Source organism: Aeromonas taiwanensis (assembly GCF_000820165.1).
GTDB lineage: Bacteria > Pseudomonadota > Gammaproteobacteria > Enterobacterales > Aeromonadaceae > Aeromonas > Aeromonas taiwanensis.
Map to the genome: position 1 here is coordinate 1 of NZ_CDDD01000032.1, position 17,828 is coordinate 17,828.

Annotated in this window: 18 protein-coding genes; 9 read left to right on the forward strand and 9 right to left on the reverse strand. The window is 62.9% G+C overall.

From position 1 onward, the window contains the following. Nucleotides 1-313 precede the first annotated feature (313 nt). Together BN1136_RS05570 and BN1136_RS05575 are read right to left on the reverse strand one after the other, a co-directional pair. The gene (locus BN1136_RS05570; RefSeq protein ID WP_043759638.1) at nucleotides 314-871 is read right to left on the reverse strand and encodes a TMEM165/GDT1 family protein; all 558 of its coding nucleotides are present in this window, start codon (nucleotides 869-871) and stop codon (nucleotides 314-316) included. Between the two features lie 241 nt (nucleotides 872-1,112). Beyond that, nucleotides 1,113-1,442, reverse strand: a complete 330-nt coding sequence (locus BN1136_RS05575) for a translation initiation factor (RefSeq protein ID WP_043759639.1) — start codon at nucleotides 1,440-1,442, stop codon at nucleotides 1,113-1,115. Nucleotides 1,443-1,561: 119 nt separating this feature from the next. Here BN1136_RS05575 and BN1136_RS05580 point away from each other — a divergent pair, with 119 nt between their 5' ends. The 3 genes from BN1136_RS05580 to BN1136_RS05590 all read left to right on the forward strand — a co-directional run bounded on the left by BN1136_RS05580 (nucleotide 1,562) and on the right by BN1136_RS05590 (nucleotide 4,440). Beyond that, nucleotides 1,562-1,789 (forward strand): FeoA family protein, encoded by a 228-nt coding sequence (locus BN1136_RS05580; RefSeq protein ID WP_043759641.1) that lies wholly within the window; start codon nucleotides 1,562-1,564, stop codon nucleotides 1,787-1,789. Between the two features lie 103 nt (nucleotides 1,790-1,892). Continuing rightward, entirely contained in the window at nucleotides 1,893-4,163 is a 2,271-nt protein-coding gene (gene feoB, locus BN1136_RS05585) for a Fe(2+) transporter permease subunit FeoB (protein ID WP_043759642.1), read from the forward strand. 34 nt (nucleotides 4,164-4,197) lie between these two features. After that, a complete protein-coding gene (locus BN1136_RS05590) occupies nucleotides 4,198-4,440 on the forward strand; it encodes a FeoC-like transcriptional regulator (protein WP_043759644.1) in 243 nt (80 codons plus the stop codon). Between the two features lie 54 nt (nucleotides 4,441-4,494). Here BN1136_RS05590 and tapW read toward each other — a convergent pair whose 3' ends face one another. Both tapW and BN1136_RS05600 read right to left on the reverse strand, forming a co-directional pair. Next, nucleotides 4,495-5,631 (reverse strand): type IVa pilus ATPase TapW, encoded by a 1,137-nt coding sequence (tapW, locus tag BN1136_RS05595; RefSeq protein WP_043808178.1) that lies wholly within the window; start codon nucleotides 5,629-5,631, stop codon nucleotides 4,495-4,497. Nucleotides 5,632-5,685: 54 nt separating this feature from the next. Further along, the gene (locus tag BN1136_RS05600) at nucleotides 5,686-6,042 is read right to left on the reverse strand and encodes a DMT family protein (protein WP_025327402.1); all 357 of its coding nucleotides are present in this window, start codon (nucleotides 6,040-6,042) and stop codon (nucleotides 5,686-5,688) included. 108 nt (nucleotides 6,043-6,150) lie between these two features. Here BN1136_RS05600 and BN1136_RS05605 point away from each other — a divergent pair, with 108 nt between their 5' ends. The 3 genes from BN1136_RS05605 (at nucleotide 6,151) to BN1136_RS05615 (ending at nucleotide 8,764) form a co-directional block, all read left to right on the forward strand. After that, entirely contained in the window at nucleotides 6,151-6,900 is a 750-nt protein-coding gene (locus BN1136_RS05605; protein ID WP_043759646.1) for a substrate-binding periplasmic protein, read from the forward strand. 84 nt (nucleotides 6,901-6,984) lie between these two features. Beyond that, entirely contained in the window at nucleotides 6,985-7,992 is a 1,008-nt protein-coding gene (gene btuC / locus BN1136_RS05610) for a vitamin B12 ABC transporter permease BtuC (RefSeq protein WP_043759648.1), read from the forward strand. Continuing rightward, on the forward strand, nucleotides 7,979-8,764 hold the full coding sequence (locus BN1136_RS05615; RefSeq protein ID WP_052365670.1) for an ATP-binding cassette domain-containing protein: 786 nt from the start codon (nucleotides 7,979-7,981) through the stop codon (nucleotides 8,762-8,764). Before btuC ends, BN1136_RS05615 begins: the two co-directional genes overlap by 14 nt. 118 nt (nucleotides 8,765-8,882) lie before the next feature. On the opposite strand, the gene BN1136_RS05620 is transcribed toward BN1136_RS05615, so the two are convergent. After that, complete coding sequence (locus BN1136_RS05620; protein ID WP_043759650.1) at nucleotides 8,883-9,944, reverse strand: 3-deoxy-7-phosphoheptulonate synthase; 1,062 nt, start codon at nucleotides 9,942-9,944, stop codon at nucleotides 8,883-8,885. Between the two features lie 141 nt (nucleotides 9,945-10,085). Here BN1136_RS05620 and BN1136_RS05625 point away from each other — a divergent pair, with 141 nt between their 5' ends. Then, on the forward strand, nucleotides 10,086-10,466 hold the full coding sequence (locus BN1136_RS05625; RefSeq protein WP_043759652.1) for a diacylglycerol kinase: 381 nt from the start codon (nucleotides 10,086-10,088) through the stop codon (nucleotides 10,464-10,466). 78 nt (nucleotides 10,467-10,544) lie between these two features. Here the strand turns inward: BN1136_RS05625 and serA are convergent, their stop codons facing one another. The 4 genes from serA to BN1136_RS05645 form a co-directional block, all read right to left on the reverse strand. Beyond that, the gene (gene serA / locus BN1136_RS05630; protein WP_043759653.1) at nucleotides 10,545-11,777 is read right to left on the reverse strand and encodes a phosphoglycerate dehydrogenase; all 1,233 of its coding nucleotides are present in this window, start codon (nucleotides 11,775-11,777) and stop codon (nucleotides 10,545-10,547) included. 243 nt (nucleotides 11,778-12,020) lie between these two features. Beyond that, the gene (rpiA, locus tag BN1136_RS05635) at nucleotides 12,021-12,674 is read right to left on the reverse strand and encodes a ribose-5-phosphate isomerase RpiA (RefSeq protein WP_043759655.1); all 654 of its coding nucleotides are present in this window, start codon (nucleotides 12,672-12,674) and stop codon (nucleotides 12,021-12,023) included. A 164-nt stretch (nucleotides 12,675-12,838) separates the two neighbouring features. Then, the gene (locus BN1136_RS05640; RefSeq protein WP_043759656.1) at nucleotides 12,839-13,435 is read right to left on the reverse strand and encodes a 5-formyltetrahydrofolate cyclo-ligase; all 597 of its coding nucleotides are present in this window, start codon (nucleotides 13,433-13,435) and stop codon (nucleotides 12,839-12,841) included. A 106-nt stretch (nucleotides 13,436-13,541) separates the two neighbouring features. Beyond that, entirely contained in the window at nucleotides 13,542-14,888 is a 1,347-nt protein-coding gene (locus BN1136_RS05645) for a Na+/H+ antiporter NhaC family protein (RefSeq protein WP_043759658.1), read from the reverse strand. A gap of 320 nt (nucleotides 14,889-15,208) precedes the next feature. Between BN1136_RS05645 and dapB the strand changes: the two genes are divergently transcribed. Beyond that, entirely contained in the window at nucleotides 15,209-16,021 is an 813-nt protein-coding gene (gene dapB / locus BN1136_RS05650; RefSeq protein ID WP_043759660.1) for a 4-hydroxy-tetrahydrodipicolinate reductase, read from the forward strand. A gap of 668 nt (nucleotides 16,022-16,689) precedes the next feature. After that, the gene (carA, locus tag BN1136_RS05655; RefSeq protein ID WP_043759662.1) at nucleotides 16,690-17,826 is read left to right on the forward strand and encodes a glutamine-hydrolyzing carbamoyl-phosphate synthase small subunit; all 1,137 of its coding nucleotides are present in this window, start codon (nucleotides 16,690-16,692) and stop codon (nucleotides 17,824-17,826) included. Nucleotides 17,827-17,828 lie beyond the last annotated feature (2 nt).

Here is a 17,828-nt window from a genome sequence, read left to right on the forward strand (position 1 = left end):
GCTCACAGTGCGCGAGGGCGGCGGGCAGGGACTCCCGGGGGAGGTGACCGCGTCTGACCCAGTCGAGCAGGGTCTGTCTTGAGGTGACGTGCATGGCGAGGCTCCTGATGCCGTCGTGCCTGAAATGTAAGGCATTATGGCATGGCGCCGTGCTGTGGGGCAGATCTGGCGGCGTGAAGGCGACGGCAGGGGGCGCAGAGATGAAAGCGCAGAGATGAAAAAGCCCCCGCCGTGAGGCGGGGGCCGGGGTGACGACCGGGGTGGCGGTGTTGATCAGTGCTCACGCTGATCCCACTGCCTTGTGTCCGGTTCGTCAGACGAAGATCAGGGTGCTGACGCCCAGGCCCACGAAGAGGATGGCGCAGGCGATGCGGATCCCCTTGAGGGGCAGCTTGTCGGCCCCGAGCTTGCCGATCAGCACCACGGGAACGTTGGCCAGCATCATGCCGAGGGTGGTACCGGTGATGACCTGGACCAGGGAATCGTACTTGGCCGCCAGCAGCACTGTGGCTATCTGGGTCTTGTCGCCGATCTCGGCGATGAAGAAGAGCACGAAGGTGGCCATGAAGGGGCCGTACTTGTCCAGGGAACTCTCTTCGTCGTCCATCTTGTCCGGCACCAGGATCCAGGCGGCCATGGCGATGAAGGCACCGGCCACCAGCCAGGTCATCACCTTGGGGTCCATCCAGCGGCTGATGAACTCCCCAATCCAGGCAGCACCCGCATGGTTGAGCAGGGTAGCGGCCAGCATGCCGGCGATGATGGGCCAGGGTTTGCGAAAACGACAGATGAGCAACAACGCCAGGAGCTGGGTCTTGTCGCCGATCTCGGCGATGGCCACGCTCAGGGTGGAGGTTAACAAGGCTTCCATAAATATGACCGGGGGACGGAATTGTTATAAACCAAAGACAAGCCTGCGCCATCCGTCCCCGGTTGTGGCACTGGCCCGTCAAAGGTCTTGTCAAATCCGGCTTTGACCGGATCACCCTGACCATGGTGAGTTGGCACCAAGTATGTTGATCAGGGTCGCGCCGGGTGATACCCGTGGCGAGACTACTCCCCCTCGATGGGAGCCGGCATTCTAGGGAAAAAGCGCGGGAGAGACAAGCAGATCAACCGCCTACCAGCTTGACCTGAAAGCCCGCCTTCTCCAGTTCGGCCTTGATCAGGTCCCGTTTGTCCCCCTGGATCTCGATGACGCCCTCCTTCAGGCCGCCGCCGGTGCCGCACTTCTTCTTGAGCAGGGTGGCGAGGGCCTTCTGCTGATCGGCGGGCACGCCGTGGATGCTGATGACCCCGGCGCCCTTGCGTCCCTTGGTTTCGCGGCGGATGCGCACGACCCCGTCGGCGGGGAAGGGGGAGGCGTTCTGGGCGGGGGCGGATTCCTTGATCATGCCGCCGTCCGTGCTGTAGACCAGGCGGCTGTTGTTGTCGTGACTCATGGCAATTCTTTGTCGGTTAGCGAAGCGGAGTTTGATTTTACGCAAATTAATGTTGGGGGCACAGCTTATAATCCCCCCATTAAAAGCGAATTATTCTTGTTTAACTTCAGGAGCCCGTCATGGTACTCACACAGTTGTCGCCGGGGCAGAGTGCTCGCATCAAGAACATGAACCACCTTGGTCGTCCCCTGCGGCGCAAGCTGATGGTGATGGGGCTGCTGCCCCAGACCGAGATCCTCTATCTGCGTACCGCCCCCCTCGGGGATCCGCTCCAGATCCAGTGTCAGGGGATCTGCCTCTCCATGCAAAAGAGCCTGGCCCGTCAGATAGAGGTGGAGCCGGTATGAATCACGCTTCACATTTCATCGTTTTCTCAATGCCGGGTCTTATCGGAATGAATGCCCCACAAGCACAGAGCCTGGCCCACAACAGTATCGAGGTGACACCGGTATGAGCTACAACCTGGTCACGGTCGGCAACCCCAACAGCGGCAAGACCTCCCTGTTCAACGCCCTGACCGGCGCCCGCCAGCAGGTGGGCAACTGGAGCGGGGTCACCGTCGATAAGAAGATGGGGGAGTTTACCGCCGGGGGGCACGATTACACCCTGGTGGATCTGCCCGGCATCTATGCCCTGGCGAACCAGGAGGCGAGCCTGGACGAGCAGATCGCCAGCCGCTTCGTCCAGCGCCAGCAGCCGGATCTGCTGCTCAACGTCATCGACGCCGCGAACCTGGAGCGCTCCCTCTACCTCACCCTGCAGCTGCGGGAGCTGGGGCTGCCCATGGTGGTGGTGCTCAACAAGCTGGATCTGCTGCAAAAACGCCGCATCACCATCGACGAGGGGCTGCTCGGCCAGGCGCTCGGCTGCCCCGTGGTGTCGCTCTCGGCCCACAACCGCCAGCAGGTGGCGGCCTTCAAGGCCAGGATCCATCAGTTCATCGGCCAGCCCCAGCAGGCCCTGGAGCTCGATTATGGCCAGCCCCTGGAGAGGGAGCTCGCCGAGCTGGAGGCCCTGCTCGCCCCCCACCACCTGAATGGCCGGGGTCGTGCCCTGCGCTTGCTGGAGGAGGACGTCGCCATGCAGGAGACCCTGATGGCGGGTCAGCAGGCCGCCGCCACCAACCTGGTGAGCCGCGCCCACCACGCCCAGGACATCGATCTGCAGCTGGCGGACTTGCGCTACGGCCACATCCATCACTGGTGCCAGCAGGCGTGCCGCCGGCAGGGCAAGCTCACCGTCGCCCAGAGCGAGCGGCTGGACAGGGTGCTGCTCAACCGCTGGGTGGGCATCCCCTTCTTCCTGCTGGTGATGTACCTGATGTTCATGTTCGCCATCAAGGTGGGCAGCGCCTTCATCGACTTCTTCGACATCCTGGGGGGGGCCCTGTTCGTGGACGGGGTGCACCACCTGCTGGGGCTGATGAGTGCCCCCGACTGGCTCGGGGCCGTGCTCGCGGACGGCATCGGTGCCGGCCTGCAGACGGTGGCGACCTTCATCCCCGTGGTGGGCTGCCTCTTCCTGTTCCTCGCCATGCTGGAGAGCTCCGGCTATCTGGCCCGGGCGGCCTTCGTGGTGGACGCCCTGATGCGCCGCCTCGGCCTGCCCGGCAAGGCGTTCGTCCCCATGCTGATGGGCTTTGGCTGCACCGTGCCCGCGGTAATGGCGACCCGCACCCTGGGGTCGGAGCGGGAGCGGCTGATGACCTCGGCCATGGCCCCCTTCATGTCGTGCGGCGCCCGTCTGCCGGTCTACGCCCTGTTCGCGGTGGCCTTCTTCCCCGAGTCGGGCCAGAACCTGGTGTTCGGTCTCTATCTGTTCGGCATCCTGGTGGCCGTGCTCACCGGCCTCTTCCTGCGCAGCACCCTGCTGCCGGGCAAGAGCGACGCCATGGTGATGGAGATGCCGGACTACGAGTGGCCCCGTCCGGTGGACGTGGGTATCCGCACCTGGCAAAAACTCAAGGGCTTCATCTTCGGCGCCGGCAAGACCATCGTACTGATGGTGGCGGTGCTGAGCGTGCTCAATTCCCTCGGCACCGACGGCAGCTTCGGCAACCAGGATCAGGAGCGCTCGGTGCTGAGCCAGCTGAGCCAGTCCGTGACCCCGGTGCTGCACCCCATCGGCGTGCGGGACGACAACTGGCAGGCCACGGTCGGCATCCTGACCGGCATCTTCGCCAAGGAGGCGGTGGTCGCCACCCTCAACAGCCTCTATGCAGGAAGTGCAGGCGACGGGGAGGAGAGTGAATACTCCCTGCTCGGCAGCCTGCAGGAGGCGCTGGCCACCATCCCCGCCAACCTGGCGGACATCGACCCTACCGACCCCATGGGGATCAAGGTGGGGGATCTGGCGGACAGGCAGGCGGCAGCCGAGGCCCAGGAGGTGGATACCTCCACCTACGGCAACATGCAGACCCACTTCGACGGGGTGGCCGGGGCCTTCGCCTACCTCTTGTTCGTGCTGCTCTACATGCCCTGCGCCGCCGCCATGGGCGCCCTGGTGCGGGAGACGGGCCGCCAGTGGGCCCTGTTCACCGCCGCCTGGTGCAACTACGTGGCCTTCCTGTGTGCCACCGTGTTCTACCAGCTCGCGACCTATGCCGCGCACCCTACCCAGAGCCTGATGTGGGTGGGAAGCTACGGCGGCTCGCTGGTGTTGATCTGGTGGCTCGGCCGCCGTCACGGCGACATCGTCGCCCGCAGGGTGGTCACCCTGTGACGGGACTGGCGGGCGCCAAAGAGGAGGCAAGCTCATGATATTGCGGGATCTGGGGGAGTACCTGGCCGAGCATCGGCGGGTGAGCCGGCAGGAGCTGGCCCGGCGCTTTCACACCTCCGAGGATGCGGTGGAGGCCATGCTGGGGGTCTGGATGCGCAAGGGGCGCGTCGCCAAGCGCGAGACCCGGCTCTGTGGCGGCTCCTGCTGCGGCAAGAGCGAGGAGGTGATGTTCGAGTGGTGCGAGCCAGGCCGGATAGGGCTGGTGCAGCGCGGCTGAACACGCATGAAAAAAGGGAACCCGAGGGTTCCCTTTTTGTTGCCTGCTGTGCGGCTAGAACAGATCCTCATCGTCCTTGGTGGGTTCCAGGCTCCAGCCGCTGGCCGCCGCGCTGTTGCCTATCTGCCCCTTCTCGCGCCAGAGTTTGATCTTGAGGCGCAGGTTGTTCTGGGAGTCCGCGTTCTTCACCGCCTCCTCCTCGTCGATGACCCCCTCCACCACGAGATCGAACAGGGTGCTGTCGAAGGTGACCATGCCAAGGGCCCTGGATTTCTCCATGATCTCCTTGAGGCCGCCAAACTCGCCGCGCTTGATGAGGTCGCGCACCGTGTGGGTGCCGAGCATCACCTCCACCGCCGCCCGCCGTCCGCCGTCCGTGGTCTTCACCAGACGCTGGGAGACGAAGGCCTTGAGGTTGTTGCCCAGATCGTTGAGCAGCTGGGGGCGGCGCTCCTCGGGGAAGAAGTTGATGATGCGGTCCAGCGCCTGGTTGGCGTTGTTGGCGTGCAGGGTGGAGATGGCCAGGTGCCCGGTCTCGGAGAAGGCGAGGGCATGCTCCATGGTCTCCCGATCGCGAATTTCGCCGATGAGGATGACGTCCGGTGCCTGACGCAGGGTGTTCTTCAGCGCTGCGTGGAAGCTGCGGGTATCCACCCCCACCTCCCGCTGGTTGATGATGCACTTGTGGTGGCGATGGACGAACTCCACCGGATCCTCGATGGTGATGATGTGGCCGCCGCTGTTGCGGTTGCGGTGATCGATGAGGGCCGCGAGCGACGTGGACTTGCCCGAGCCTGTGCCACCGACGAAGAGCACCAGGCCGCGCTTCTCCATGATGGTATCGAGCAGCACGGGGGGGAGCTTCAGGTCCTCGAAGCGGGGGATCTCGGTCTTGATGTTGCGCGCCACCAGGGAGACTTCGTTGCGCTGCTTGAAGATATTGACCCGAAAGCGGCCTATCTGGGGCAGGGAGATGGCGAGGTTCATCTCCAGCTCCTTCTCGAACTGCTGCTTCTGCTCGGCATCCATGATGCCGTCGGCGATGCGGGCCACTTCACCGGGTTCGAGCAGGGCCTGGCTGAGGGGGCGCAGGGCGCCGTTGAACTTGGCGCAGGGGGGGGCGCCGGTCGAGAGATAGAGGTCGGAGCCATCCTGTTTGGCCAGCATCTGTAGCATGTCTCTCAATTCCATGTGTTGCCTCGTCAATCAAAGGGATAGGGGAGCGCCGTGCTTGAGTGTACAGCCTCAGGCACCGGTCAGTTTTTCACGGAACACAAAAAACACCGCGCCCAGGATGCACAGGCCGGCCCAGAGGTAGTCCCATTTCAGATCCTCTTTGAGGTAGAAGATGGAGAAGGGCACGAACACGGTGAGGGTGATCACCTCCTGCAGGATCTTGAGCTGGCCGACCGACAGCACGGTGTGGCCGATGCGGTTGGCGGGCACCTGCAACAGGTATTCAAACAGGGCGATGCCCCAGCTGACCAGGGCGGCGATGATCCAGGGTTTGTGGTTCATGCTCTTGAGGTGGGCATACCAGGCAAAGGTCATGAAGACGTTGCTGCAGATGAGCAGACCTATACTGGTCACGATAGGGTTCATTAGGTTCTCCTTTAAAATCAATGCATTTTATCTCGACTCCCTGGGTTTCCATAAGGGGCGTCAGAGGGTATTTTTAACCCACAGGATGTCAAAATAAGGTTGAACGGGATGGGCAAGACAAGCCGGGGTGTGCTTGGTCTGCTGTTTGCCAGCTGGGCGCCTGTGATGGTTTTGGCAAAGGGCGCGCCAACCCTGACAGTGGTCACCGATGTGTGGCCGCCATTTCGCATGATCACGCAGAATGATGAGTTCCATGGTCTGGACATCGACATTCTGCGCCAGTTGCAGGCGCGCAGCGGCATAGCGATGACCCTCAAGCGGGTGCCCTGGGGGCGTGCCCTCAAGCAGATGCAGACCGGTCAGGCGGATCTGATGATAGGGCTGGCCCACACAGAGGCGCGGGCGACCTTCATCGACTACCTGCAACCGGCCTATTACCAGTGCCAGCCGGCCTTCTATGGCAAGGCGGCGGCGGTGGCGACCCTGAACACCTACGGGGATCTCCGTGGCCGGGAGATAGGCTATGTGCTCAACTCCGCCTATTTCTCCCCCTTCGACGGGGACACCGGGCTCAAGAAGCACGGCGTGCCCACCGAGGATCAGCTGCAGCGCATGGTGGAGCGGGGGCACCTGCCCCTGATGATCGGCACCGACTGCCAGGTGGACTACGCACTGAGCCAGCACAATGCCGGCGAACTCGTGAAGGCGGCCTATCGTCCCCCTCATCCCGTGGTGCTCTATCTGGGCATGAGCAAGCGCTCACCCCACCACGCCCTCGGCCCCAAGCTGGCGCAGGCGTTGCAAGCCATGGTGGAGAGCGGCGAGATAGCGGCGCTGGCCAAGCCCTACCAGCCTTGACCTCGGGTGGTAACACGCTGTTATCATGCAGCTTTCCTGCCTGTCCCCCGGGGACGGGCATCCGTCTCATCTCGGGGACCCCGCGTGTATCTCGCTCTCATCCATCGCCAGCAGCGCTGGCAGCGCCGCTGGCTGCTCGCCCTGGCGCTGTTGACCCTGGCCCTGTTCCTGCTCTCCCTCGCCTGGGGGGAGTTCGTGCTGCTGCCCTGGCATCCCCTGGGGGAGCTGGAGCTGCGCATCCTGCTGGATCTGCGGCTGCCCCGTGCCGTGCTGGCTCTGCTGGCAGGGGCGGCGCTCGCCTGTGGCGGGGCCGTGCTCCAGGTGATGCTGCACAACCCGGTGGCCGAACCCGGCCTGCTCGGGGTCTCGAGCGGTGCGGGCCTTGCCGCCATGGTGGCCATGGCGGTGGCCAAGGCCCTCGGCATCTACCTGCCGGGATGGGGGCTCTCCTTCGCGGCCTTTGGCGGCGCCCTGGTGGTGACCATGCTGCTCATACAGCTGGCCCGCCGGGCGCGGCTCGGCCATACCCGGCTGCTGCTGTTCGGGGTGGCCATCGGCATCCTCACCAACGCCGCCATGACCTGGCTGATGTACTTTGCCGATGACGGCGCCCTGCGGGAATACATGTTCTGGATGATGGGCAGCCTCGCCTACGGCAGCCAGCAGTTCGCCTGGTGGTGGCTGGTGCTGCCGCTGACCCTCGGCTGGCTCTGCCTGCAGGGGCGGGCGTTGCAGCAGTTGCTGCTGGGGGAGACCCAGGCCCGCCTCATGGGTATGAACGTGGAGCGCATGCGGGTGCGGTTGGTGCTGGCGGTCTGCCTGCTCACCGGCGTGGCGGTGTCCCTGTGCGGGGTCATCGGTTTCGTCGGCCTGGTGGTGCCCCATCTGCTGCGCCTGTGCGGTGGCAGCGATCAGCGCTTCCTGCTGCCCGCCTCGGCGCTGGGCGGCGGGGCCCTGCTGCTCGGCGCCGATCTGGTGGCCCGCTCGGCACTGCACGCCGGGGAACTGCCCATCGGCGTCATCACCGCCTCGGTGGGGGCGCCACTCTTCATCTATCTGTTGCTGAGGCAAGATGCCCATGCCGGCTCCTGAATTGTCGGGCAAGGGGCTCCCCGTGCTGGAGGCCCGCGCCCTCGCCATCGCCCACCGTCTCGCTCCCCTGGATCTCGCCTGGGGCGGGGGCCAGCTGGTGGCGCTGCTCGGCCCCAACGGCAGTGGCAAGTCGAGCCTGCTGGGGGCCCTGGCCGGCATCTTGCCAGCCGAGGGCGTCGTCTTGCTGGGAGGGGAGGCCCTCACAGCCCTGAGCTGGCCCGAGCTTGCAAAGCGGCGGGCCATGCTGCCCCAGCGCCAGCCCCAGCTGTTTCATATCCCGGTGTTCCAGGTGCTGAGCCTGGGGCTGGGGGAAGAGGGGGAGGCGCAGGCGCAGAATCGGGCCGTGGCCGAGATCTGTGGGGCCCTGGAGCTGGAAGCCCTGCTGGCGCGGGACTTCAGTCGCCTCTCGGGCGGGGAGCAGCAACGGGTGCTGATCGCCCGCACCCTGCTGCAGCTGTGGCCGGGCCTGAACCCGGCCGGGCGGCTCCTGCTGCTGGACGAGCCCCTGGCGGGGCTGGATCTGCACCATCAGCTGGCGCTGCTGCGGTTGCTGAAGCGGCTGGCCGGACAGGGGCTGCTGGTGGTGGTCGCCATCCACGACATCAACCTGGCCATCGACTGGGCGGATCGCATTCTCTGCCTGCAGCAGGGCAAGGTGGTGAGCGAGGGGGGCGTCGAGGCCATCGACGCGGCGCTGCTGGAGCGGGTGTTCCAGATAAGGACGGAGCGCATCGAGGCGGCGGGCCGGGTCTGGTTTATGCCGAGTCTTTGAGAACGGAGCGCAGAGGAGAGATAGCGTTTGTAGGGTCGATTAGCGAAGCGTAATCGGCCGCCTGCAAGAATAAGGGGCCAGTATCAGGAATACCGGCCCCTTTGCTTTTATTCGCTGTTCAGCCCAGCTTCTCCAGACGCACCTTGGCGGCCTCTGCCAGCATGGCCAGCAGGGTTTCGGTGTCTTCCCAGGACAGGCAGGCATCCGTGATGCTCTGGCCGAAGGTCGCGGCACAGCCGTTTTCCACGTCCTGACGCCCTTCCACCAGGAAGCTCTCGGCCATGATGCCGGCGATGCCGGTGCGGCCGCGGCGCAGCTGATCGCAGATGTCCTGGGCCACCAGCAGCTGACGACGGTGATCCTTCATGCTGTTGCCGTGGCTGAAGTCCACCACCAGGCGCTCGGGCAGGCCCACCTGGGCCAGGGCTTCACACGCCTCGTCGATGCTGGCGGTGTCGTAGTTGGGTCGGTGGCCACCACGCAGGATCACATGGCCATAGGGGTTGCCGGCGGTACGGTAGATGGTCATCTTGCCGTCCTTGTCCGGGGAGTAGAAGATGTGGCTGTGACGGGCGGCGCGCACCGCATCGATGGCGATGCGGGTATTGCCGTCGGTGCCGTTCTTGAACCCCACCGGGCAGGAGAGAGCGGAGGCCATCTCGCGGTGGACCTGGGATTCGGTGGTGCGGGCACCGATGGCACCCCAGGTGATGAGATCGCTGATGTACTGGCCGGTCACCATGTCGAGGAACTCGGTGGCGGTGGGCATGCCGGTCTCGTTGATGTCGACCAGCAGCTTGCGAGCCAGCTTCAACCCTTCATTGACGTCGAAGCTGCCGTCGAGGCGCGGATCGTTGATGAGCCCCTTCCAGCCGACGATGGTGCGCGGCTTCTCGAAGTAGGTGCGCATCACGATGCACAGGCTCTCTTTGTACTCTTCACGCAGTTTGTTCAGACGCAGGGCGTATTCGTGGGCGGCGGCGGGATCGTGGATGGAGCAGGGGCCGACGATGACCAGCAGGCGCTGATCTTCCCCGGCCAGAATGGCTTCCACTTGGCGGCGGGCATCCAGCAGGTTCTGGGCCACGGTGTCGTTTAACGGGAAGGCGTGCGCCAGCTCGCTGGGCGTGATCAGGGACTCCAGGCGACGGGTGCGCAATTCATCGGTGTGAATGGACATACGACTCAATTCTCGAGTGGATAAGGGGGGCGGGACGCCAAAATGCAAGGGAATAAAATAAAGCAAAACTCCCCCGATGGAAACCTCGGGCGGCTCTGATAGGATGTGAGCCTAAAAGCCATTTCAAATGAGGTAGTTATCGTGGCAAAGCCAGGCGCAACCGGGATCACCCGCATCATCAACGCAACCGGTTACAGCATGAAGGGTCTCAAATCAGCCTGGGTCAACGAGGCCGCCTTCCGCCAGGAGCTGGTGCTGATCCTGCTGCTGATGCCGCTGGCATTCTGGATAGGTGACTCCCTCAACGAGATCCTGCTGCTGGTCTGCATCAGCTGGCTGGTGGTGATCGTCGAGGTGATCAACTCCGCCGTGGAGGCGGTGGTGGATCGCATCGGCTCCGAGCATCACGAACTCTCCGGCCGCGCCAAGGATCTGGGCTCCGCCGCCGTCTTCATCGCCCTGGCCCTCAATGCCCTGGTGTGGGGCGCCCTGGTGGGCCGCAATCTGCTGGGGTGGTGGTAGGTTGCGGGAGCAACCTTTCTCCTGACATAAAAAAGCCCGTCAACACGACGGGCTTTTTGTTGTGCAGATAAGGGCTTGTCAGTGGAGGATACGGGCACGGATGGTGCCGCCGATCTCCTTGAGACGGGCCAGGGCCTTCTCGCTGTGCTCGGTTTCCACGTCGATCACCACGTAGCCGATTTCGCTGCTGGTCTGCAGGTATTGGCCGGCGATGTTGATCCCCTCGTCGGCGAAGATCTGGTTGATCTGGTTCATGACGCCGGGCTGGTTGCGGTGAATGTGCAGCAGGCGGCTGGAGCCCTTGTGACCCGGCAGGGAGACTTCCGGGAAGTTGACGGCAGAGAGGGTGGAGCCGTTGTCGGAGTATTTGACCAGCTTGTTGGCCACTTCCAGACCGATGTTCTCCTGGGCCTCCTGGGTGGAGCCGCCGATGTGGGGGGTCAGGATGACGTTGTCCAGGCCGCGCAGGGGGGTCAGGAACTCCTCGTCGTTGGACTTGGGCTCCACCGGGAAGACGTCGATGGCGGCGCCGGCCAGGTGACCGCTCTTGATGGAGTCGGCCAGGGCCTCGATGTCCACCACGGTACCGCGGGAGGCGTTGATGAAGATGGCGCCCGGTTTCATCATGCGCAGCTGTTCGGCGCCTATGAGATCCTTGGTGGAGGCGGTCTCCGGCACGTGCAGGCTGATGACGTCGGACATGTTGAGCAGCTCGACCAGGTTGGGCACCTGGATGGCGTTGCCCAGGGAGAGCTTGTTCTCGATGTCGTAGTAGTAGACCTTCATGCCGATCATCTCGGCGATGATGCCAAGCTGGGTGCCGATGTGGCCGTAGCCGATGATGCCGAGCTTCTTGCCACGCGCCTCCACCGAACGGTTGGCCAGCTTCTCCCAGACGCCGCGATGGCACTTGGCGTTCTTCTCCGGGATACCGCGCAGCAGCAGCAGGATCTCCCCCAGTACCAGCTCGGCCACGGAGCGGGTGTTGGAGAAGGGGGCGTTGAAGACGGGAATGCCGCGCACGTGGGCGGAATCCAGGGAGACCTGGTTGGTGCCGATGCAGAAACAGCCGATGGCCACCAGCCTGGTGGCGGCGTCCAGCACCTTCTCGGTGATCTGGGTGCGTGAACGCAGGCCCACGAAATGCACGTCACGAATGCGCTCGATCAGCTCCTCTTCCGACAGGGATGTCTTCAGATACTCGATATTGGTGTAACCGGCGGCCCGAAAGGTCTCCACCGTGTTGGGATGGACTCCCTCCAGCAGCAGTACCTTGATCTTATCCTTGTCCAGCGAAAACTTGGCTGTCATGACGTTCCCTCTATTGTTTTTGAAAATGCGTTCAGGCTTGCAGTGTGAAGAAAACCGTAAAGTAGCAAAAACGTTTGGGAGAGGGAATATTTGTGACGAAAGTCAAATTCTTTGAAGTTATCAACGATTTTTGCAGAGGGGCTGCGCCAAGCCATTGAGGGATAAATAGAAACGGCGCCATCAGACGCCGTTGTCCATTCGGGACAGCCAGATTAGGGGAGCCGGCCGCCCGCTGGCCGATCCTTAGCGGGTGACCACGCCCTCGGGCGTACCGATCAGCACCACGTCTGCGCCGCGGTGGGCGAACAGGCCGTTGGTGACCACGCCCACGATGGCATTGAGCTGCATCTCCAGCCCCTTGGCGTCGGTGATGGCCATGCCCTTCACGTCCAGGATGTGGTTGCCGTTGTCGGTGACCACCCCTTCACGCCACACCGGGTTGCCGCCCAGGGCACGGATCTCGCGGGCCACGTATTCGCGGGCCATGGGGATCACTTCCACCGGCAGGGGGAAGGAGCCCAGGACGTCGACGGTCTTGGTGTTGTCGATGATGCAGATGAACTGGTCGGCTACGGCGGCCACGATCTTCTCGCGGGTCAGGGCGGCACCGCCCCCCTTGATCATGTCGCGGGTGGCGTTGATTTCGTCGGCACCGTCCACGTAGACGGAGAGGGCGTCGATGTCGTTGAGGTCAAACACCGGGATACCAAAGCCCTTGAGGCGCTCGGTGGAGGCCACAGAGCTCGATACCGCGCCCTTGATCTGGTCTTTCATGGTCGCCAGTGCGTCGATGAAGTGATTGACGGTAGAGCCGGTGCCGACGCCGACGATGGAACCGGGCACCACGTATTTGAGCGCAGCCCAACCGGCCGCCTTCTTCATTTCATCTTGAGTCATGATGGATCCTTATGGAAAAAGCGGGCGCATTATATCCAAGCCGCCTCCCCAGAGCGACCATGGCGCTCACCTTATGGCGCAAAAATCCCCAAGATGTAAATCGTTTGCCTGTTTATTGAGCCGGGGGGCGGGGAAGGAGGCAATCCTGGCTCCGTCTGCAGGGATCACGCAAAGTGCCAGCAGCGGCTGGGGGTGATGATCTGGGGGAGCGGCACGTCCCACTGCTCCTGCGGCACGGCATCCACCTGCTGGCAGTCGTGGGCCAGTCCCAGGGGCCTTGGGCCCAGCCCGTGCTCGTGCCAGCAGGCCAGGGTGCGATCGTAGTAGCCGCCCCCCATGCCGAGCCGGTTGCCCGTGGCATCGAAGGCCACCAGGGGCGTGCAGATGAGATCCAGCATGCTGTGGGGCACCACCTGCTGCACATCGAGCTCGGGCTCGGCGATGCCGTAGCGGTTGCGGGTCATGGGGCTGGTGGCGGTGTAGCGCAGGAAGAGCAGGTGACCCGGAGTAAAGGGGTGGAGCACCGGCAGGAAGACCTCTTTTTGCTGGGCCCAGAGCCAGTGAATGGCGGGCAGGGGATCGAGTTCCCCGTCGTTGGCCAGATAGAGGGCGATGCGCCTGGCCGCGAGGATCCCGGGGTGTTCCTGGAAACGGCTGACCAGCTGCTGGGCCGCGGCCTGCTGCTCGGCCTGGGTCAGGCTCTTTCTGCGCTGGCGGATGAGCTGGCGCAACGTCTGCCGCTCGGGCTGGGTATCCGGCATGGGGACTCCTGTGAGAGGAAGGGGGTGGCGCTACCTTAACAAGGGGCCGGCGGGATGAAAAGCGCACCGACCAGGGCCGCCTTGGCGGCAGCCCTGGGAGGGACAATCAGGCGCGGGGGGAGGGCGCCGCCACCGCGCTCATCTGGTGCTTGATGAAGACAGCCGCGACGGCGGCCAGGGCCAGCGCCATGGGGTAGAAGCTCATGCTCACCACCGCCAGGGGCGAGAGCGCGAAGATGGAGCCCAGCAGCAGCGCCTGGGCGCCCCAGGGGATGAGCCCCTGCACCACGCAGGAGAAGATGTCGAGCATGGAGGCGGCACGGCGCGGGGTGACCCCGTGCTGCTCGGCGAGATCCCGGGCCACCTTGCTCGCCACTATGATGGCCACCGTGTTATTGGCGGTACAGAGGTTGGTGAGGCTCACCACCCCGGCGATGCCGAGCTCGGCCGCTTTCTCGTTCTGCTCGCCGTCGTGGCTGCGGGTGAAGCGGGCGATGAGGGCGCTGATGCGCGCGCTGATCCAGGCCAGGCCACCCTGGCGCTCCATCAGGGCGCCGAGGCCGCCGATGAGCATGGAGAGCAGGAAGATCTCCTGCATGCTGGTGAAGCCCTGATAGATGTCCTTGCTGAACTGGCCGAGGGGATAACCGCCAATCATCCCCACGCCGCCGGCGGCGATGATGCCGAGCCCCAGCACCATGAAGACGTTCATGCCAGAGAGCGCCAGCACCAGGATCAGCAGATAGGGCGCGACCTTGAGCACGTCCGCCTCGGCGGTGGGGGCCGGCGCCTCCCCCGTGGAGCCCAGCATCAGATAGGCCAGGATCACCAGCACGGCGGCGGGGGCGGCAATCTTGACGTTCTCGCGGAACTTGTCCTTCATCTCGCAGCCCTGGCTGCGGGTCGCGGCTATGGTGGTGTCGGAGATGATGGAGAGGTTGTCGCCAAACATGGCGCCGGAGAGGATGGTGCCCGCCATCAGCACCGGATCGATGCCGGTGGCCTGGGCGACGCCGAGGGCCACGGGGGCGATGGCGCCTATGGTGCCCATGGAGGTGCCCATGGCGGTGGCAATAAAGGCAGAGATGAGGAAGAGCCCCGGCAGCAGGCACCAGCCCGGGATGAGCGACAGACCGAGGGCGACCGTGGCATCCACCCCGCCGGTGGCCTTGGCCACGGTGGCAAAGGCGCCCGCCAGCAGATAGATGAGGCACATGGCCATGATGTTGCTGTCGCCGACCCCCTTGAAGAAGGTCTCCAGGTTCTTGTTGAACCCCTCGCGTCCCAGCATCAGGGCCAGCATGACGGCGGGCAGGGCGGCGACGGGGGCGGGCAACTGGTAAAAGGCGAACTCGACCCCCTGCAGGGTCAGCCAGGTACCGGTACCGATAAAGAGAGCAAGAAAGACCAGAAGGGGCAGCAGGGCTCTGGCACTGGGTTGGGTCTGGATCATGTGTTCCTCGAAACTTGAACAATGACCTCCTGTCGCAACCTGTGTCGGGCCGGATTGACTCTACACAGGGCGGGCATCCTGCCACCATGGGGGGCCTACAGTAGTGAGTCGGGGGCAAGGGGTCAAGATAGACGTCCAGATGGATAATTCTTTTTACTTTATGATTCTGTCCTGGGTTTTTGTTTTGTCGATTATTCGGTGTATTGGTTATTTAGTTGATAAAAAATCGGATGCCCGTGGGTGGCCACGCCGGGCTTTTCAAAGGGGGCGCGGGCTGGTAAAACGGTCTCTTTCCAAAATAAAGAGATGAGAGGGTGGAGATGGACAATCCGATCCGTGTGGCCGTGATGGGCTGTAATGGTCGTATGGGCAAGGTGCTGCTGGAGGCTATCGCCAACGCCGAGGGCGTGGTGGTGGGGGCGGCGCTGGAACGGCCGGGCTCTGCCGTGATTGGTCTGGATGCGGGTGAACTCAACGGCTTGGGCCGTCTCGGGGTGGCCATCAGCGACAGCCTGGACAAGGTGCGCGATGAGTTCGATCTCATCATCGACTTCACCCGCCCCGAGGTGACCCTGGCCAACCTGGCCTTCGCCCTGGCTCACGACAAGCGGATGGTGATAGGCACCACGGGCTTTGACGAAGCGGGCAAAGCGGCGCTGCACGAGGCGGGCAAGCAGATCGGCATCGTCTTCGCGTCCAACTACTCGGTCGGTGTCAACCTGGTGTTCAAGCTGCTTGAGCAGGCCGCCAGGGTGATGGGGGATTACACCGACATCGAGATCATCGAGGGGCACCACAGACACAAGGTGGACGCTCCGTCCGGTACCGCCCTCTCCATGGGTGAGGTAGTGGCGAAAACTCTGGGCCGCGATCTCAAGGAGTGCGCCGTCTATGGCCGCGAGGGGATCACCGGCGAGCGGGATCGCAATACCATCGGCTTTGCCACCATCCGCGCCGGGGATCTGGTGGGGGAGCACACCGTCATGTTTGCCGACATCGGCGAGCGGGTGGAGATCAGCCACAAGGCCTCCAGCCGGCTCACCTTTGCCAACGGCGCGGTGCGGGCGGGCAAGTGGCTCAGTGGCCAGCATGCCGGCCTCTACGACATGCAGGATGTGCTCGGCCTGAAATAAGGTGCCGCGAGGAGAGAGGGAGCGCATCCGCGCCCCCGCCCTGATTGCCAGACCCCGGTTCGCCGGGGTCTTTCGTATAGTTTTTGTAGAAACAAGCCTTAGTCATCACTTTTTAAGTGAACCCGCCTAAATCCTGCAATTCTTACAAACTCGCCAAACTCTCGCGACATGGATGTCATCAAAGGGTAACGGGTTTGGGTCTCAATAGTCCCCTATAACCCCCTTTTTTTCTTGTCATCAATCAGACTAAAAATTCAAACATAGAAAAACGTTTTCCACCGAATTGGTGATTTTTTCTGCCTGTAAAAAGGGGTTTATGTTTAATGTTATTTCTTTTTAAGAAAATCAATTAATTGATTTATATGAAAAAAAATATGATTTGTTTGCTTTGTGGGGCGCACAAAGTGGCTTTTTGTCGGGGTTTTTACTTTTCTTTTCGGGGAGGGGGTTGCAAAGCTATGAAGTGCATAGATAATGGGTAATGTTGCTTGTTTATTGAATTTAGATGCATTTCAGACGAGAAAAGACGTTGAAATGAGATCGTTTTTAAGTAGAATGCGCCCAATTTGCCAGAAATCTGCCGGGTTTGAACCCTGTTTCAAACAGCGTCCGGACCCGCAACACCCAGGTAAATTGCTGAATTTAAAGCTAAATAACTGGAGGTTGTCTTGAATCACACTGCATTGCTAGTGCTGGAAGATGGAACTGTGTTCAAAGGCGTGTCGATAGGCGCCGAGGGATGTTCCGTTGGTGAAGTGGTTTTCAACACGTCGATGACGGGTTACCAGGAAATCCTCACTGATCCCTCTTATTCCCGTCAGATCGTTACCCTCACTTACCCCCATATAGGCAACACCGGCACCAACAGCGAAGATGAAGAGTCCAGTCAGGTCCATGCTCAGGGCCTCATCATCCGGGACCTTCCGATACTGGCCTCCAACTTCCGCAATCAGCAATCCCTCTCCGATTACCTCAAGTCCCACAACATCGTTGGCATCGCCGACATCGACACCCGCAAGCTGACCCGTATCCTGCGCGAGAAAGGTGCCCAGGCCGGTTGCATCCTGGCGGGCAAGCAGCTCGACGAGGCCCATGCCCTGAGCCAGGCCCGCGCCTTCCCCGGCTTGAAGGGAATGGATCTGGCCAAGGAAGTGACCGTGAGCGAATCCTACCGCTGGACCGAAGGCAGCTGGCAGCTTGGCAAGGGGCACGTGACCCCGGCAGAGGGCGACTTCAAGTACCACGTGGTGGCCTACGACTTTGGCGTCAAGCGCAACATCCTGCGCATGCTGGTAGACCGCGGCTGCCGCCTGACCGTGGTACCGGCCAAGACCCCGGCTGCCGAGGTAATGGCGATGAACCCGGATGGCATCTTCCTCTCCAACGGCCCCGGCGACCCCGAGCCGTGTGACTACGCCATCGAGGCCATCAAGAGCTTCCTTGAGACCAACACCCCGGTGTTTGGCATCTGCCTGGGCCACCAGCTGCTGGGCCTGGCCTCCGGCGCCAAGACCGTCAAGATGAAGTTCGGCCACCACGGTGCCAACCACCCGGTGAAGAGCCTGGACGACAACACCGTGATGATCACCGCCCAGAACCACGGCTTCGCAGTGGACGAGAACACCCTGCCCGAGTGCCTGCGCGCGACTCACGTCTCCCTGTTCGATGGGTCGCTCCAGGGCATCCATCGCACCGACCGTCCGGCCTTCAGCTTCCAGGGCCACCCCGAGGCGAGCCCGGGTCCGCACGACTGTGCCGGTCTGTTCGACCACTTTATTGAATTGATTAAGCAGTATCGCGCCTAAGA